Annotated in this window: 10 protein-coding genes, 1 tRNA gene, 2 rRNA genes and 1 riboswitch; of the genes, 9 read left to right on the top strand and 4 right to left on the bottom strand. The window is 47.3% G+C overall.

Annotation, left to right across the window (positions count from 1 at the left end):
* The first annotated feature begins 60 nt into the window (after positions 1-60).
* The 4 genes from rrf (EDI28_RS25095) to metA all read left to right on the top strand — a co-directional run bounded on the left by rrf (EDI28_RS25095) (position 61) and on the right by metA (position 1,619).
* A 5S ribosomal RNA gene (gene rrf, locus EDI28_RS25095) occupies positions 61-176 on the top strand.
* Between the two features lie 48 nt (positions 177-224).
* Positions 225-300 (top strand) — tRNA-Thr (locus EDI28_RS25090).
* Positions 301-308: 8 nt separating this feature from the next.
* Positions 309-424, top strand: a 5S ribosomal RNA gene (gene rrf, locus EDI28_RS25085).
* A gap of 253 nt (positions 425-677) precedes the next feature.
* Complete coding sequence (metA, locus tag EDI28_RS25080) at positions 678-1,619, top strand: homoserine O-acetyltransferase MetA (RefSeq protein ID WP_128786596.1); 942 nt, start codon at positions 678-680, stop codon at positions 1,617-1,619.
* Between the two features lie 54 nt (positions 1,620-1,673).
* Here metA and EDI28_RS25075 read toward each other — a convergent pair whose 3' ends face one another.
* The gene (locus EDI28_RS25075; protein ID WP_128786595.1) at positions 1,674-2,954 is read right to left on the bottom strand and encodes a cation:proton antiporter; all 1,281 of its coding nucleotides are present in this window, start codon (positions 2,952-2,954) and stop codon (positions 1,674-1,676) included.
* Between the two features lie 196 nt (positions 2,955-3,150).
* Between EDI28_RS25075 and metH the strand changes: the two genes are divergently transcribed.
* Positions 3,151-6,822 (top strand): methionine synthase, encoded by a 3,672-nt coding sequence (gene metH, locus EDI28_RS25070; RefSeq protein WP_128786594.1) that lies wholly within the window; start codon positions 3,151-3,153, stop codon positions 6,820-6,822.
* Between the two features lie 80 nt (positions 6,823-6,902).
* On the opposite strand, the gene lysC is transcribed toward metH, so the two are convergent.
* Complete coding sequence (gene lysC, locus EDI28_RS25065; protein ID WP_128786593.1) at positions 6,903-8,273, bottom strand: lysine-sensitive aspartokinase 3; 1,371 nt, start codon at positions 8,271-8,273, stop codon at positions 6,903-6,905.
* 115 nt (positions 8,274-8,388) lie between these two features.
* A riboswitch (Lysine riboswitch) is annotated at positions 8,389-8,569 on the bottom strand.
* A 318-nt stretch (positions 8,570-8,887) separates the two neighbouring features.
* On the opposite strand from lysC, the gene EDI28_RS25060 reads away from it, so the two are divergent.
* Positions 8,888-10,006 carry a pyridoxal-phosphate-dependent aminotransferase family protein gene (locus EDI28_RS25060; protein ID WP_128786592.1) on the top strand — a complete coding sequence of 373 codons (1,119 nt, stop codon included), beginning with the start codon at positions 8,888-8,890 and terminating at the stop codon, positions 10,004-10,006.
* Between the two features lie 61 nt (positions 10,007-10,067).
* On the opposite strand, the gene EDI28_RS25055 is transcribed toward EDI28_RS25060, so the two are convergent.
* Positions 10,068-11,855 carry a PglL family O-oligosaccharyltransferase gene (locus EDI28_RS25055; RefSeq protein WP_128786591.1) on the bottom strand — a complete coding sequence of 596 codons (1,788 nt, stop codon included), beginning with the start codon at positions 11,853-11,855 and terminating at the stop codon, positions 10,068-10,070.
* An 88-nt stretch (positions 11,856-11,943) separates the two neighbouring features.
* A complete protein-coding gene (gene uvrA / locus EDI28_RS25050; RefSeq protein ID WP_128786590.1) occupies positions 11,944-14,781 on the bottom strand; it encodes an excinuclease ABC subunit UvrA in 2,838 nt (945 codons plus the stop codon).
* A gap of 325 nt (positions 14,782-15,106) precedes the next feature.
* Here uvrA and EDI28_RS25045 point away from each other — a divergent pair, with 325 nt between their 5' ends.
* The 3 genes from EDI28_RS25045 (at position 15,107) to EDI28_RS25035 (ending at position 17,878) form a co-directional block, all read left to right on the top strand.
* A complete protein-coding gene (locus tag EDI28_RS25045; protein ID WP_128786589.1) occupies positions 15,107-15,676 on the top strand; it encodes a single-stranded DNA-binding protein in 570 nt (189 codons plus the stop codon).
* 197 nt (positions 15,677-15,873) lie between these two features.
* On the top strand, positions 15,874-17,160 hold the full coding sequence (locus EDI28_RS25040; protein ID WP_199287495.1) for a tyrosine-type recombinase/integrase: 1,287 nt from the start codon (positions 15,874-15,876) through the stop codon (positions 17,158-17,160).
* Positions 17,141-17,878: a hypothetical protein gene (locus EDI28_RS25035; protein WP_128786587.1), complete on the top strand. Its 738-nt coding sequence runs from the start codon at positions 17,141-17,143 to the stop codon at positions 17,876-17,878. Before EDI28_RS25040 ends, EDI28_RS25035 begins: the two co-directional genes overlap by 20 nt.
* Positions 17,879-18,010: the final 132 nt, after the last annotated feature.

Here is an 18,010-nt window from a genome sequence, read left to right as displayed (position 1 = left end):
CTAGTTAACTTTCCCAGATTGCTATTTGCTGCCTGACGGCGGTGAATAAACCAGAATTTGCTTGGCGACCATAGCATTATGGACCCACCTGATCCCATGCCGAACTCAGTAGTGAAACGTAATAGCGCCGATGGTAGTGTGGGGTCTCCCCATGTGAGAGTAGGACATCGCCAGGCTTCAAATTTTAGAAGTTTGTAATAACGAGCTTCATAACAAAATTGTGTGCTGGTATGGCTCAGTTGGTAGAGCGCACCCTTGGTAAGGGTGAGGTCCCCAGTTCGAATCTGGGTACTAGCACCATTATTTTGTTCAGCGACAATAGCACAATGGTCCCACCTGATCCCATGCCGAACTCAGTAGTGAAACGTTGTAGCGCCGATGGTAGTGTGGGGTCTCCCCATGTGAGAGTAGGTCATTGCTGAACACCTTTTTAAAACCCAGCCTTTGGCTGGGTTTTCTCGTTTCTGGCACTTTAAAATCTCTTTATTAATTTTTCTCATCTTCTCTCCATTATCTACAATTCTTTTAATACACTTTATCTTGCACCTTAGACTAAATTTATATAGTTTCATTTAGAGATCTGGACGTCTAAACATCTTAAAATGGTTGTTCACCTTATGGTGATAGTCTTAAAGAAGATAGTTTCGTTCGGTATAACGTTTAAGGAGTAAACCAAAATGCCGATTAAAATTCCTGACCAATTACCAGCAACAGATATCTTACGCAGCGAGAATATCTTTGTAATGTCGGAAGCTCGTGCGGCGAGTCAGGAAATACGTCCACTAAAAGTATTGTTGTTAAACCTGATGCCAAAGAAAATTGAGACAGAAACTCAGTTTTTGCGTCTACTTTCAAATAGCCCTTTGCAGGTTGATGTGGAGCTATTACGAATTGATAACCGCCCAACTAAAAACACTCCGACAAAACATCTAGATACGTTTTACCGCCAATTTGAGATGGTCAAAGATCGCAACTATGATGGCTTGATTGTAACAGGTGCGCCTTTGGGACTAGTACAGTTTGAAGATGTTCTGTATTGGGAAGAAATTCAAACAATTATGAATTGGGCCAAGGAGCATGTGACATCAACGTTGTTTGTATGCTGGGCAGCTCAAGCGGGTTTGAAATTGCTGTATGATTTACCCAAACGAACTCGTAGAGAGAAACTGTCAGGGATCTACTTTCATCAGACACATGATTGTCATCATCCAATGCTCCGTGGCTTTGATGATTCATTTTTAGCGCCACACTCTCGATACGCTGATTTTTCACCAGAGTATCTGGCAGAGCATACCGATCTTGATATTTTGGTGACATCTGAGCAAGCGGGAGTCTATTTAGCTTCAACGAAAGATAAGCGAAATGTTTTCGTGACAGGTCACCCTGAATATGATGTTAATACCTTGCACAATGAGTACTTGCGGGATTTAGGTGAAGGGATGGAGCCGAGTATTCCGGTGAATTACTATCCGGGGGATGATCCGCAGAACTCCCCTGTCGCTAGCTGGCGCAGCCATGGTCATTTGCTATTTGCCAATTGGCTTAATTACTGTGTTTACCAGCAAACACCTTATGATCTGGCTCACTTCTCGGAAGCTAACTTTACCAAAGATGATTGATTGGGCTGAGTGTAGATAGAAAAGACCTGCATTTGCAGGTCTTTTTTTAAGCGGTTATTTATTTCCGGCTTCCCATACTTTGGCTTTGTTGATAAGAGGGGTAATGGTTGACCCTTGTATAAGAATCGAGAATACGACAACAGCGTAGGTCATCACCAGAATGATTTCCCTGACATCAATACTCTTTTCGGGAATGATTGTAACACCAGCAGGTATAGCCATTGCCATAGCTAGGGCAAGACCACCTCGTAAACCTCCCCAAGTCAGGATTCTCACCGAAAGTGGGTTATATTCACGGTAACGCTCGAAGCTCATATACGACAGCTTGATACTTAAATAGCGGCTGAGTAATACCAAAGGAATGGCAATTATCATCAATATCCAGTCTTCCTGATGGAAGCTGAATTGTAGCATGCTCATACCTATCAACAGGAATAATACGCCGTTGAGGAATTCGTCAACGAGTTCCCAGAAGTGATCAAGATGCTCTTCACTCTCTTTTGAAAAACCGATATAGCGGGTCCAGTTTCCAATCATGATTCCAGAAACCACCATGGCCAGTGGTCCGGATACATGGATGACATCAGCGAAAACATAGCCTGCAGTCGGAATCCCCAAAGTCAGTAGCAGCTCCATTGAATGGTCATCGGTTGAGCTAATTAGGTAGTGGAATAGCAGGCCTAGGGCAAAACCATAGACGATCCCACCAATAGCTTCCTGAAGAAACAGTTGGCCAACCCCCAATACGGTAGGCGTTTCATTGCCGAAGGCAATGGCGAACAAGGTAACGAAAATAACCAGTCCAAACCCATCGTTAAACAGTGATTCACCTTCAATTTGGGTTGAGATACGTCGTGGAGCATCGAGCTTTTTAACAATAGCCAATACTGCAATCGGATCGGTTGGTGAAATTAATGAGCCGAAGATCAGGCAATAGATTAGATCAAAGTGAATACCGAGAAGCTGACAGATCCCCCATAGCGAAAAACCAATGAAGAAAGTAGAGAACAGTGTAGCTGCCAGAGCCAATACTGTTATTTCCCATTTTTGATCTTCAAGGTTGGGCAGTTTAATTCCCAATCCACCAGCGAACAGCAAGAAGCCAAGGATCCCTTTTAGCAGAAAACTCTCAAAGTTGATTTCACCAAGTTGCTCGGCGGCAATATCTTCAAGGTGGAACCAGCCATTTTGACCTGCGATAACAATACCTAGTGACAACACCAGTGCACCGGCAGTGATGGCGATAGTTGTCTGCATTTTTCCTATTTTGCTGTTTATGAATGCAATTATCATTGCTGCAGCTGCAAGGAAGCAAAGGGTGCTATAGACCGACATGCGTCAACCTCTATGTGGTTAAGAGTAAAGAGTGAAATTGTGACAAAATATAAATCCATCACGCGGTGATAGCTATAGAAAACTTTCCTATATTCTGGTTTTGTTTTTGGTATCGAAAACAACTTTAGACGTCTAGATTTCCATATGGACTGTGGTAGGATGTTATTCAGCTGTAAAATTAGAGAAGGGAAGTAGTGTGGTGTTAAAGGGAAAGGAATTATTACAGAAGCGACTTGAGCAGCAAATCCTGATCATTGATGGTGGCATGGGCACCATGATTCAAGGTTACAAGCTGGAAGAAGATGATTATCGTGGTACACGCTTTGCTGATTGGCATTCTGATCTTAAAGGTAACAATGATCTATTGGTGCTGACACAACCCCAACTGATCAAGGATATCCATTGTGCCTATTTAGAGGCTGGTGCGGATATTCTGGAAACGAATACTTTTAATGCGACTACGATTGCAATGGCTGACTATGATATGGAAAGCCTAAGTGCAGAGATCAACGTTGAAGCTGCTCGCCTAGCCCGCCAGGCTGCTGACGAATGGACGGCAAAAACACCGGATAAACCTCGCTTTGTTGCCGGTGTCCTCGGTCCTACCAACCGCACATGTTCCATCTCGCCGGATGTTAACGATCCTGGTTTTCGGAATGTGACCTTTGATCAGTTGGTCGAGGCATATTCAGAATCAACCCGAGCATTGATTGAAGGCGGCTCTGATTTAATTTTGATCGAAACGATCTTTGATACCTTGAATGCAAAAGCTTGTTCATTCGCTGTTGAAAGTGTTTTTGAAGAGCTTGGCTTTGAATTGCCAGTAATGATCTCGGGTACGATTACCGATGCCTCTGGACGTACACTCTCAGGGCAGACAACCGAGGCATTCTACAACTCCCTTCGTCATGTTAAGCCTATTTCATTTGGTTTGAATTGTGCCTTGGGCCCTGATGAACTTCGTCAGTATATCGATGAATTATCACGGATCTCTGAGTGTGCTGTTTCTGCTCACCCGAATGCCGGCCTGCCTAACGCTTTTGGTGAATATGATCTGAGCCCTGAGGATATGGCCGAGCATATCAAAGAGTGGGCGCAGAGTGGTTTTTTGAACTTAGTCGGTGGATGTTGCGGTACAACTCCTGAGCATATTCGTCAAATGGCCGAAGTGACTCGTGATGTTACACCTCGCCAGCTTCCTGAACTTCCTGTTGCCTGTCGGCTTTCTGGCCTAGAGCCGCTGACTATTGACGCCGACACCTTGTTTATTAATGTCGGAGAACGAACCAACGTGACCGGTTCGGCTCGCTTCAAACGCCTGATTAAAGAAGAGCTCTATGATGAAGCGTTAGAAGTGGCTCGCCAGCAGGTAGAAGCTGGGGCGCAGATCATCGATATTAATATGGATGAAGGAATGCTAGATGCAGAGGCTGCGATGGTTCGCTTTCTCAACCTTTGTGCGACTGAGCCTGAGATATCAAAAGTTCCGATTATGGTCGATTCCTCCAAATGGGAAGTGATTGAAGCTGGCTTGAAGTGTGTGCAGGGTAAACCCATCGTTAACTCAATCTCGCTCAAGGAAGGCAAGGAAAAGTTCGTTGCCCAGGCCAAGCTGCTCCGTCGCTATGGAGCGGCTGTGATCGTGATGGCATTTGATGAAGTCGGTCAGGCGGATACACGCGAGCGGAAAATTGAAATCTGTACTGATGCCTACCGCGTGTTGGTTGATGAGGTGGGCTTCCCACCTGAAGATATTATCTTTGACCCGAATATTTTTGCTGTCGCTACGGGTATTGATGAACACAATAACTACGCTGTTGATTTTATCGAGGCCGTTGGTGACATCAAGCGTACTTTGCCATATGCCATGGTTTCAGGTGGTGTATCCAATGTGTCATTCTCGTTTCGGGGTAATAATCCGGTTCGAGAGGCAATTCATGCTGTGTTCTTATACCATTGCTTTAAGAATGGCATGGATATGGGAATAGTGAATGCCGGTCAGTTGGCTATTTATGATGACTTACCTGATGAACTTCGAGAGGCAGTGGAAGATGTCGTACTTAACCGCCGTGACGACAGTACTGAGCGTTTGTTGGATATTGCCGGCAAGTATCGTGACAGTGGTACGGTGGAAGAAGATCGCAGTGCCCAAGAGTGGCGTGGCTGGGATGTCGAAAAGCGCTTGTCTCATGCGTTGGTCAAAGGTATTACGGAATTTATTGTCGAAGATACTGAAGAAGCTCGCCAAAAGGCCAGTAAGCCACTAGAAGTGATTGAAGGCCCGCTGATGGCCGGAATGAATATTGTCGGAGACTTGTTTGGTGAGGGGAAGATGTTCTTGCCGCAGGTCGTGAAGTCAGCCCGTGTCATGAAACAGGCGGTTGGTTACCTTGAGCCGTATATTAATGCTGAAAAACAGGCCGGTAGTACAAACGGCAAGATCTTGATGGCGACGGTAAAAGGCGATGTTCATGATATTGGGAAGAATATTGTTGGCGTAGTACTGCAGTGCAACAATTATGAAATCATTGATCTTGGTGTGATGGTCTCATGCGATAAGATCCTGAAAGTCGCAAAAGAGGAAAACGTCGACATTATCGGCTTGAGTGGTCTGATCACTCCGTCCTTGGATGAAATGGTACACGTTGCCAAAGAGATGGAGCGCCAGGGTTTTGATTTACCCTTGTTAATTGGCGGAGCCACTACCTCCAAAGCACATACTGCGGTGAAAATTGAAGAGAATTATCATGCTCCTGTGGTTTATGTATCAAATGCTTCTCGTGCTGTAGGGGTCTGTTCTGCCTTGCTCTCTGATGAAAAACGCCCTGCATTTGTCGAGCGTCTGGATAAAGAGTACGAGGTGGTGCGGGATCAACATGCGCGCAAAAAACCGCGTACAGCTCCGATCTCCTTGGAAGAAGCCCAAGCCAACAAGGTCGCCATTGATTGGGAGGCTTATCAGCCACCGGTTCCGGCGAAAGGCGGGATCCATACGTTCAAAGATTTTCCGATATCAACATTACGTAACTATATCGATTGGACCCCTTTCTTTATGACCTGGTCGCTTAGTGGCAAGTACCCAACTATCTTGCGTCATGAGGTCGTAGGTGAAGAAGCACAGCGATTGTTTGATGATGCCAATAAACTACTGGATGAAATCGAGCAAACCGGCATGATCAAGGCTAATGGCGTGTGCGGGTTATTTCCTGCCAATAATATCGGTGATGATATTGAAGTTTATACTGATGACTCTCGTACGGAGGTACTGACAACGTTACGGGGGTTACGTCAGCAAACGAATAAACCGAAAGGACCAAACTACTGTTTGTCGGATTATATTGCGCCGAAAGAAAGTGGCAAGGCTGACTGGATAGGCGCTTTTGCGGTTACTGGTGGTATTGGGGAATATGATATTGCAAAGCAATTTAAGGCTAAGGGCGATGATTACAGCGCCATTATGATTCAGGCTGTCGCCGATCGTTTGGCTGAAGCGTTTGCAGAGTACATGCATAAAGTGGTTCGCAAGGAAATTTGGGGCTATGCAGCCGATGAAGATCTGGGTAATGACGATCTGATCCGTGAGAAGTATCAAGGTATTCGTCCTGCGCCGGGCTATCCTGCGTGTCCTGAACACACCGAGAAGGGCGAGATTTGGAAACTATTGGATGCCGAGTTGAATACGGGAATGATACTGACTGAAAGCTTTGCGATGTGGCCGGGTGCAGCAGTTTCGGGGTGGTATTTCTCTCATCCGGAGTCGCGCTACTTTGCGGTGGCACAGATACAAGCTGATCAGCGTGATAGTTATGCTGAACGTAAAGGTTGGGATTTGGTTGAAGCTGAAAAATGGCTGGGTCCTAACTTTTAAATTAGGAAAAACCAACAATATAAACATGAAGAAGGCGCCTAGTAGCGCCCTCTTTTAGTCTATTGGGGGGGGCGATATAATTACTCGAGAATTTTTTTATGGAGTGTTTTCACCACGGACTTTGCATCTTGCTCCTTAACCAGGAAGCAGAGGTTGTGCGGGCTGGCACCGTAGCAAATCATCCGTAGGTTGTAGTCTTCCAATGTCCCGAATATTTGTTTTGCCGACCCTTTTGTACTGCTCATTTGGTTACCGATAAGCGCGACTAGACATAGGCCTTGTTCAACCTCAACGCGGCATAGCCTATTGAGCTCTTTGACGGCCTTTTCTGGTAGTGTCGGAGCGCCGCCTCCCGTGTCTGTTTGATCCAGTGTTAGCGAGACGCTCACCTCCGAGGTGGTGATAAGATCCACTGAAACTTTATGTTCGGCAAGAATGCGGAACACCTCGGCCAGAAAGCCATAGGCATGGAACATATTCAGGCTGGTTAGCGTAACCATCGTTTGGTTGCAGCGTAGGGCCAGTGCGCGAAATAGCGGCGCTTCACTAACACTTTCACGGATCCATGTCCCACCTTGCTCTGGAGCTTTGGATGAACCGATAAATACTGGGATCTGCTGGCGAATAGCCGGGACCAATGTCGAGGGGTGTAGGATTTTTGCCCCGAAGTTAGCCATTTCAGAGGCCTCGCTAAAACTGATTTCTTTAATGGGTTTGGCCGCCGAGGTAATACGAGGATCGGTGCTGTACATACCCGGCACATCAGTCCAGATTTCCAGTGTCGAGGCGTCTGTCGCTTCAGCCACGAGTGCAGCACTGTAGTCACTGCCACCACGCCCTAGTGTGGTCGTGTTCCCTTTGCTGTCTGAGCCAATGAATCCCTGCGAGACCACAACCTGGTTCTCCAACAATGGCTGTAGTTCTGCTGCCGCAAGCTGGCGGATCATCTCTGGTTGCGGAATAGCCTTTCCGAACTGGCTATCGGTCCGCATAATGTTACGAATATCGAAACGGATGGTGTTGACGCCCATTTCGTTAAGGATCTGGCTAAACAGGTGAGTTGATAGCAATTCACCATGAGAGACCAATTGATCGGTCAACGGTATGCTCGGCTGTGTGGCAGCTTGTTCGGCCAGAATTGATACTGAATCCAATAAGCTGTCTACTTCTGTGAGCACGTTTTCTGGCGATTTCAGTTCGCTAATGACGTTGCGGTGTATTTCCTTTAAACGAGTCAGAAGTTGTTGGCGACGGGCCGAATCGTTTATGCCGTTGGCTAGCTCGACAAGCAGGTTGGTAACGCCGGAGCATGCGCTGATCAAAACGATGCGAGCGGCTGGGTTCTGTTTGACGATCGCGGCACTGCGGCTCATTGCCGTAAAATCGGCAACGCTGGTTCCGCCAAACTTAGCGACAGTCAAGGCTGTGGCATTATTATCTACAAGGCTCAAAGCAAGTCTCCCAATAACAGTAAAATTATAACGAAAAATAGGGAATTTACTCGGGAGGATATTCCCGACGTCCAATTGTCAGGAGAGCAGGTAGGCGAGACGTATTGATAGCGCTACAACCAGAAGCTCCCCACCTTTCATAAGTGAAAGGTGACAGCCAGAAGGATTCAACCTTCATAGCCGATACTGCAGGCCCCCTGTCCGGCAGTATCTCGGCGTTACTCCCCCTCTCTAATGTTGCCTAGGGGTGGGGCCCCGCAACATAGATACCTGGGTAACGCTCCTCTTCTATTTTTACCTGATGACATTCCAATCATCAGGATGAACAAAAAACGATCTCCATTGAAGCGAATTTGTTGCTTGGTTGTCAATGGTCATGTGGAAAATTATGCAAAAAAATTGCAATAAATACGGCAGGCATATTTATATGCTAATGCTACTTAGCTTGCTTCAAAACGAAATTCCTTTAATACTGGTTAACTGCATGAAGACTAAACGGTGTTACTTTTGTCTTAGATTGTTTCTGTCTTAGATAAACGTACCGTTGGCACCGCATTGCTACCCTACGACAGCACTTCAGGGAATCACCGAACTCTTTAAAGGGAGATACAATAATGACAATCGGTAGTTTTTATCCACCACAACGAACACTAATGGGGCCCGGGCCATCTGATATTTATCCGCAGGTACTGCAGGCGTTAAGCCGTCCGACCATCGGTCATTTGGATCCGCTGTTTATTGGCATGATGGATGAGCTGAAACAGTTGCTGCAATATGCCTTCCAGACAAAAAATACTTTTACAATAGCGGTATCGGCTCCGGGCAGTGCCGGAATGGAAGCTTGCTTTGTCAACTTGGTCGAGCCCGGCGACAAAGTGATTGTCTGCCGTAATGGCGTGTTTGGTGACCGAATGCGTGAGAACGTCGAGCGTTGTGGCGGCGAAGCGGTGATGGTCGACAATGCATGGGGTGAGCCTGTTGAGCCAGCATTGGTTGAACAGGCGCTGGAGACAAATCCTGATGCCAAAATTGTCGCCTTTGTACATGCCGAAACCTCTACCGGGGCGCTAAGTGACGCCGAGGCTATCGCTAAACTTGCACGTCAGCATGATTGTCTGACGATTGTCGATGCGGTTACCTCTCTGGGCGGTGTTCCTCTGCTGGTGGACGAATGGCAGCTCGATGCTGTTTATTCTGGTAGCCAGAAGTGTCTGTCGTGTGTGCCTGGCCTGTCGCCACTGACCTTTTCGCAGCGTGCCGTGGATAAGATTCAAAGCCGAAAAAGCCAGGTGCAGAGTTGGTTTCTCGACCAAAGTTTGGTACTGGGCTACTGGAGCGGAGAAGGAAAGCGTAGTTATCACCATACTGCACCAGTCAACAGTTTGTATGCGCTGCATGAAGCCCTTGTTCTGCTGATGAGCGAAGGGTTGGAAAGTGCCTGGCAACGCCACAGGGATATTCACTTGGAGCTCCGCGAAGGGTTAGAAAAGTTGGGTATTGAGTTTGTGGTCGATGAAGCAAGCCGCCTGCCGCAGCTCAATGCTGTACATATTCCTGCTGGCGTTGATGATGCTCTTGTACGCAAGACGTTGCTAGAGCGCTATAACCTAGAAATCGGAGCCGGTCTTGGTTCGCTTGCCGGTAAGGCGTGGCGGATTGGCTTGATGGGATATGCTGCAAGAAGTGAAAATGTAGCCCTGTGCCTGAAGGCCCTGGAGACTACGCTGAAGTAAGGCTGAAGTAATTGTTGCAGCAATAAAAACGGCTACCTCGGTAGCCGTTTTGTTTGTTTTGCTAATTGGAGTGTTCCGGTATCGCTGAATGGTTGTTGTGTTTTTTTGTGACTGAGTCAGCGTTAGTCAATGTCGGAATAGCCTTGCTAGAGCTAAAGTCAATGTCTGGAAATAAATACATTGCCTCCTGTTTTATTTGCTCTGCCTGGCTAGGGTTCCCAAGTACCTGATAGGCCGCGATTAGGTTTTGGTATAGAGCCGGGCGGGGCCAGCTAACGGCCTTTTGGGTTGCCCACTGAATGTATTCATTGATCAGTTCAGGGTTGTTAGATGCCACCCCAATCTGAAGCTGAGTAACGTGCAAATCCCATTCAAAGCGGTTTTTCCAGGCCCAAGGGTTATTGACCTTGAGCAGGTAATCCACATCGACTGGCTTGGTTGTTTCATATTTTGTCAGTAGGTAGCCAGAGTACAGGGTGGTTGTCATAAAATAGGTAGTTGCAATAGGAAGAAGTAATACCAAGGCTCTGATGGTGAGTACATAGCTCGCTTTGAATCTGAAATATTTAGCGGTCAGGTTATCCACCCAATAAATCAAAATGATGAAGATCACCCAGTGTGCCAGAGAATGGTAGAACGGGTATTCGAGTTGGGTATGTAATGTTATCGGAAAAAATAGGCCAACCAGTGCCAGTTGGGTTCCTTCCCGCGCTTTCTTTATTTTTGCAAGGACGGCCGCCGCTGCTAGCAGCAGAGCAATGAGCGGAACGATCCCGCCTTCAGATGCCCAGTACAATAGCTCATTGTGTGGATGGTCGAGTGCCGCCATGCCATAGTGTTGATCATGATCTGCCTGATGCCACTGCGCTGTCTGAGTAATAAAAGAGGCTTCAAAGGTGCCATAACCATAACCTGTTAACGGTTGTTTCAAAAACATATTAAAGGCTTGCGGAATATGAATCGAACGTGCGCTTTCTAGGCTTACCCTCTCTTCTTTGGGAGACCAACCTGTGCTGCTGCTTAGGCTCCATGATGCACTCAGGCCAAGTACTATCATCAGCAGCCACATTCGATATGGTGCTTTTGCAGCAAAGCGGCGCAGGTACGGGATCATCAATCCGGCGCCTACGATGGCACCCAGCCAGCCGGTGCGGGAGCTGAGAACAACCAGTACTGGAATAGTGACAACAGGGGTAAGCAGTAAGACAAGCTGTTGCCACGACCACTTTCCGCGGTACATCGGAATACGTGCCAGCAGATAGGCGGACAAAACCAAGCCGGTAGCCAGAAAACTGGCCATTACATTAGGCTGCTGGAAAATACCGTACGGGCGATTTCCTACTGTGTCATAACCCATTGCATTACCGGGTTCCAGCCAGATAAATTGACACCAACCGAGTATAGCCTGTAACCAGACGGCAATAAGCACCATCCACAACATTCGCTGACGTTGTCTATGGCTGAACGAAAACTGTTGCAGGCAGATGAAAAATATCATGCCAGCCCATAGACCCGACAATCGGTTGAGCACTTCGGAACCAACGGCATTGGGGTACAAAGCCGGGATGGTCAGTAGGATACAACACACAATCAGGATGAGTGTCAGGCGTGAATAGCGCCAGGTCTTCTGACGGCATATTTCAAATAAACCAAACGCAATGGCAAAGCTAAAGGGGATCCAGCTTGCAGCATTGAATGATAGCTCCAGCCCAGAGCCCCCAGGGTTATGCTGAAAGTAATGCATAGCCAGCAAAAACAGAAAACCCAATGAAGTCAGAAAGGGGCGAACCATCGGTTTGCTGATTTTCTGTTCTGCCAGCCTGGTGCCTTGTACATGTAACACTGTCATGGTAATTCTGGGCCTGTTGAGCTGATTTTGATACTAGACAGGCTGATTGATACCAGCCTGAATGTTATTTGTCATGCCTTATTTCGTTTTATTGTTCTAAGGCTGGCAATAATGGCTTGAGGAAGCGTGCCGTATGCGAGCCATCAACCATGGCGACTTGCTCCGGTGTGCCTGTCGCGATAATTTCGCCGCCTCCGCTACCTCCTTCAGGGCCAAGATCAATGATCCAGTCCGCTGTTTTGATCACATCAAGGTTATGTTCAATAACGACAATCGTATTGCCATGATCACGCAGGCGGTGCAAGACCGACAGAAGCTGTTGAATATCGTGGAAATGCAGGCCGGTCGTTGGTTCATCCAAAATATACAGCGTTTTACCCGTATCGCGTTTAGAGAGCTCGCGGGCCAGTTTAACGCGCTGCGCTTCACCGCCGGATAAGGTGGTCGCCGCTTGCCCCAGCCGAATATACGATAAGCCGACATCGATTAATGTCTGCAGTTTTCTTGCGATTGCTGGAACCGGATCAAAGTATTCTCTTGCGTCTTCAACGGTTAGCTCCAGAACTTCGTCGATGCTCTTGCCTTTATAGCGAACCTCGAGGGTTTCACGGTTATAGCGTTTGCCTTTACAGGAGTCGCAAGGGACATACACATCCGGCAAGAAGTGCATTTCAACCTTGATCATCCCGTCGCCCTGGCAGGCTTCACAGCGCCCGCCTTTCACATTAAAGCTGAAACGGCCGGGCTTATAGCCACGGGCTCGGGATTCCTGGGTTCCGGCAAACAGCTCTCGGATTGGAGTAAAGATCCCGGTATAGGTTGCAGGGTTGGAACGAGGTGTACGGCCGATTGGGCTCTGATCGATATCGATAACTTTGTCGCAGTGCTCCAGATCCTGGATCTTGCGGTACGGGGCGGCATCGCCAGACGTTGCACCATTTAGATGGTGGTGGGCAATGCGGAAGAAAGTATCGTTGATAAGGGTCGACTTTCCTGAGCCGGACACACCGGTAATACAGGTAAACAGACCGACTGGAATTTCAGCGTCAACGTTCTTCAGGTTATTGCCTGTTGCGCCCAGTAGCTTCACTGTTTTTTCCGGGTTGAACTCGATACGTTGCTCCGGTATCGCAATAGATTTAGCACCACTGAGGTACTGGCCAGTCAATGATTCAGGCGCATCAAGAATATCGTGCAGACCACCTTCGGCAATTATCTGCCCGCCGTGTACACCGGCTCCCGGGCCGATATCAATCACATAGTCGGCAGTACGAATGGCATCTTCATCATGCTCGACCACGATCACGGTGTTACCGAGATCGCGCAGATGGGTCAGCGTTTTGAGCAGGCGTTCATTATCACGCTGGTGGAGGCCGATTGACGGCTCATCAAGTACATACATCACCCCAACCAGGCCGGCACCAATCTGGCTGGCCAGACGAATACGCTGCGCTTCTCCCCCCGACAGGGTCTCGGCACTGCGTGACAGGTTGAGGTAGTTTAGGCCGACGTTTACCAGGAAGTTCAGGCGGTCACAGATCTCCTTGAGTATCTTATCTGCAATCTGGGCTCTTTGACCGACCAGTGACAGGTGCTTGAAGAACTCCAGTGCCTCGATAATGCTCATCTCACTGATCTGCGGCAGGGTAGTATCGGCGATAAAGACATTACGGGCTTCAAGGCGCAGACGAGAGCCGTTGCAGCCGCTACATGGCTTGGTCGAGACAAATTTTATCAGTTCTTCGCGTACCGAGTTGGATTCTGTTTCTCGGTAGCGGCGCTCCATGTTATTGAGGATCCCCTCGAACGGATGACGACGCACCGTGATATCACCACGGTCATTAATGTACTTGAACTCAATTTCTTTTTTGCCGGAGCCACTTAAGACTAGGTTCTGGATTTTTTTGGGTAGTTCGTCAAATGGTGTGTCGATATCAAACTCAAAATGCTCAGCCATTGATTTGAGCATCTGGTAGTAATAGAAATTTCGCTTGTCCCAGCCGCGGATAGCACCGCCTGAGAGGCTAAGCTCACCATTTTGCACCACGCGACCTGGATCGAAATATTGTTGAACACCAAGACCGTCGCATGTCCCGCAGGCGCCGGCAGGGTTGTTGAACGAGAATAGTCGAGGTTCCAGCTCCTGCATGCTGTATCCGCAGTGCGGGCAGGCAAAGTTGGCTGAAAAAACGATCTCGTCCATCTCACCTGCGGCCATCGGGCTGATCACGACGGTACCACCGGATAATTCCAGTGCCGTTTCAAAAGATTCGGCCAGCCGCTGCTGGAGATCATCGCGGACCTTAAAGCGATCTACAACAACCTCAATAGTATGTTTCTTATGAAGCTCTAATGTCGGTGGATCGGAGAGGTCGCAGACCTCGTCATCGATACGCGCACGGATATATCCCTGTGCCGCAAGGTTGGCCAGTGTTTTTACGTGCTCCCCTTTGCGTTCTTTGACGATCGGAGCCAATAACATCATCTTGCTGCCTTCCGGCAGTTCAAGCACCTTATCGACCATCTGGCTGACAGTCTGGGCGGCTAGTTCGACATCATGGGTCGGACAACGTGGTTCACCGACTCGGGCATAGAGCAAACGCAGGTAATCGTACACTTCAGTGATGGTACCGACGGTCGAACGCGGGTTATGCGAGGTCGATTTTTGCTCGATAGATATGGCAGGTGAAAGCCCTTCAATATGGTCGACATCCGGTTTTTCCATTAAGGACAAGAACTGGCGTGCGTAGGCGGAGAGGGATTCCACATAGCGGCGCTGACCTTCGGCATACAGGGTGTCAAAGGCGAGTGAGGACTTGCCTGAGCCAGACAGGCCGGTAATCACAATCAGCTTGTCGCGGGGAATAGAAAGGCTGATGTTTTTAAGGTTATGGGTCCGGGCACCCCTGACTTCGATCTTATCCATGGTATGCGAGCTTTATGACTGACTAATTGATGCGGCATTATCGCATAGCAAGGAAAAGCTTGAAAGCTCAGCCTGTATAAAGATACAGTATAATGTGTGTTTATTGAGCATCTTCGTGTTTGGAATGCGTGCATAATACATACTGACGGGAGTTTCTGATTGTGGATCAGCCACTCATGAGGAATGAATAAAAATTGCGTCAGATAACACGGTTAGGGCTCTATGCCTAAACCGTGTCAGCATGATAAACTGCGCGATTAAGTATAAACTTTGACTAAGCGGCTATTGGTAATCTGATAGTACGCGAACAGATTTGGAGTTAAGTATGGCCAGTCGTGGCGTAAATAAGGTTATCTTAGTCGGTAACTTAGGTAATGACCCAGAAATCCGTTATATGCCAAGTGGTGGTGCAGTAGCAAATATTACCATTGCTACCTCTGAATCATGGCGTGATAAAGCAACTGGCGAGCAGCGTGAAAAGACTGAATGGCACCGTGTTGCGCTATTTGGCAAGCTTGCTGAAGTTGCTGGTGAATATCTGCGTAAAGGTTCACAGGTATACATTGAAGGTCAATTGCAGACTCGTAAATGGCAAGACCAAAGTGGTCAGGATCGCTACACAACAGAAGTAGTGGTTCAGGGCTTTAACGGTGTGATGCAAATGCTTGGCGGTCGTCAGGGTGGCGGTCAGGGTATGGGCGCACCGATGGGTGGCGGTCAGCAGCAACAGGGTGGTTGGGGACAGCCACAACAACCAGCGGCAGCTCCTCAGCAGAAGAATTTTGCTCCACAACAGCAGCAACAACAGTCGGCACCACAGCAGCAGGCTCCTCAGCAGCCACAGCAGCAGTATAATGAGCCGCCGATGGATTTCGATGATGACATTCCGTTTTGAGGATTACCAGAGACCCAGTTTTGTTAAGTTTGATGATTTAGGTCAATAATAACAAGGGCTTCAAGAAAAAGTTTACAGTTTGGTGTTGTAGCTACTGTAAACTTTTTTTATGCTTGTTTTGTGGTTATGGTGTACCTTGAGTTTTTGTTAAGTTTATCGTTGTTTGGAGGTGTGACTTGAGAATTGAAAGGATACAAATGGCAAGTGGTGAAATGTATTCTGTGCTGCTTGATGATAGCGGCCTTCCAATGCTGTATCCCAACTTGTTTGTGACGATAAATCACCGTAATGAGTCTGATGCCAGTAACACTTGTTACACCGCATTTGAGCACCTTCGGTATCTTTACGAGATTTGTGATTATCTTGATATCGATATTGTTCAGCGATGTATCGCTGGCGACTTTTTATCAAAACAGGAAATGGAGTCTCTCGTTAAGTGGGCAAAGCGCACGGTGAAGACATTTCGAGAGCATGTGGCAAAGCAAAAATCAAAAAATGTCGTTTCGCTTGCACCCATAACTAAAAAACTGGAAACAGCCAGGGCGGTCATGGTTGTTGATAACGAAGGAGATATCTCGCCTGCCACAGCTTATAATCGCTTGACCACGTTTGCCGAGTACATTGGTTGGCTCGAAGAAGAACTCTTCCCGTCAAAAGATACAACGGCTGAGCAATTACTGAAGTATCTTCGCCCCAAAAAATTCAGCAAAGAGGGCGAAACAGAGAATATGGATGAGAATTATAAATCTCTGACTCCTCATGAAGTCCTGAGGGTGCTGGATGTTGTTCGGCCTGATTCATCCGATAACCCATGGAAAAACGAATCACTTCGCTATCGAAACCAACTCATCATTAATATGCTGGAAGCGATAGGTCTGCGACGTGGTGAACTACTTAAAGTTCGACCAAGTGATGTTAAAAAACATCCCAAAAACGGGCGGCGGTATCTCACGATCCGTTCAAAGGTAGACTTAGATGACACTCGCTCGGATAGACCTGAAGCGAAAACATTGGGGCGACATGTGCCCATGGATAAGCGCCTAAGCGATATGTACGATAATTACTTAATACATCATCGAAGTAATGCCAATGGTGCTGAGTTCATCCCCTATTTGTTTGTTACTCATAATCACCGTACCTCAATAAACCAAGCACTTTCTACTGCCACTGTTAATAAAATATGCCGTGAAATATCGGAAGTCGTTGGCTTTAGGGTACATCCGCACGCATTCCGCCACTCTTGGAATGACAAGTTTAGTAAACATGCCGATAAGCGTATTGCAGAAGGCAAGGTATCTGAAGCGAAATCGGAAAGTGACCGCCAGAAGTTAATGGGCTGGCATGAAGGTTCCAAAATGGCGCAAAAGTACAGCAAGCGCCATGACGACAAGCGTGCGTTTGAAACAGGTATGGAACTGCAAGAAAAAGGCAGTACTTTAATTAACGGGATTGTTGGTGCTTACGATGAAGATATTGACCAATAATGGAGGAAATAGGTCTGTGCCTACTCAGCAGTTAAAACAACAAGGCAGGGTGACACTTGCTATTTCCCATAACGGGTTCGAATTTGATTATCTTCAAGATAAGTGGGTGTTGAGCCGCAATATCACTATTAATCTGGATTATTTGACGCAGTTTAAGGAGGCTGTAGCGGAAGATGTACGTGAGACATTGGTGTATTTTGCTGAAAACAGCTCTGCTCATCATACTAGTAACCTATCTAAGCAACTGAAATTGTACTTAGAGGTTAGTAAGGGCGATGACTTTTCGGAACTAGGTTTTCTCGCTCTTAAAGGGGCTTTACCTAAAAAGGATGAGTACAAGCTTTCTGTGGTGAGAGGGTTTATTCGGCAGATGCGCTATCTTGGGCTTAATGGCAACACCGACGATGCGGTCTATAAATTAACTGACCAGTGGCGCTTATCTGGCAACGAAAAAGGCGTTGCAGTTTTATCACTCGACCCTGAGACAGGCCCATTTAGTTCGACCGAGTTCGAAGCCATTGGGCTTAATGCTGCCCACAAATATGCTGAGGGGGCACTCTCCACAGAACGCTACGCCACCCTGTCATTGTTTAAGGCCACAGGGCGACGTAACGAACAAATAGCCTCACTGAAAGTCAAAGACTTCTCTTTTACCAGTAAATTCACTGGCAACCCAACCTATGTGGTTAATATACCGAGGGTTACTGAAGTGGCATAGTTAATTTGGCCACCTGATTAGAGGTGATATCATCACCTCACAACTGAACAGGTGACACAATGACCAAACGTACCAGAAGAACATATAGCCCTGAGTTTAAGCTTGAAGCTGCTCAACTTGTCCTTGACCAAA

Origin of the sequence: Photobacterium chitinilyticum (assembly GCF_004104355.1) — a bacterium.
In the GTDB taxonomy this organism is placed as follows: domain Bacteria; phylum Pseudomonadota; class Gammaproteobacteria; order Enterobacterales; family Vibrionaceae; genus Photobacterium; species Photobacterium chitinilyticum.
Note: the sequence above shows the minus strand (reverse complement) of the source record. Positions and strands in the feature narration are given on the sequence as shown.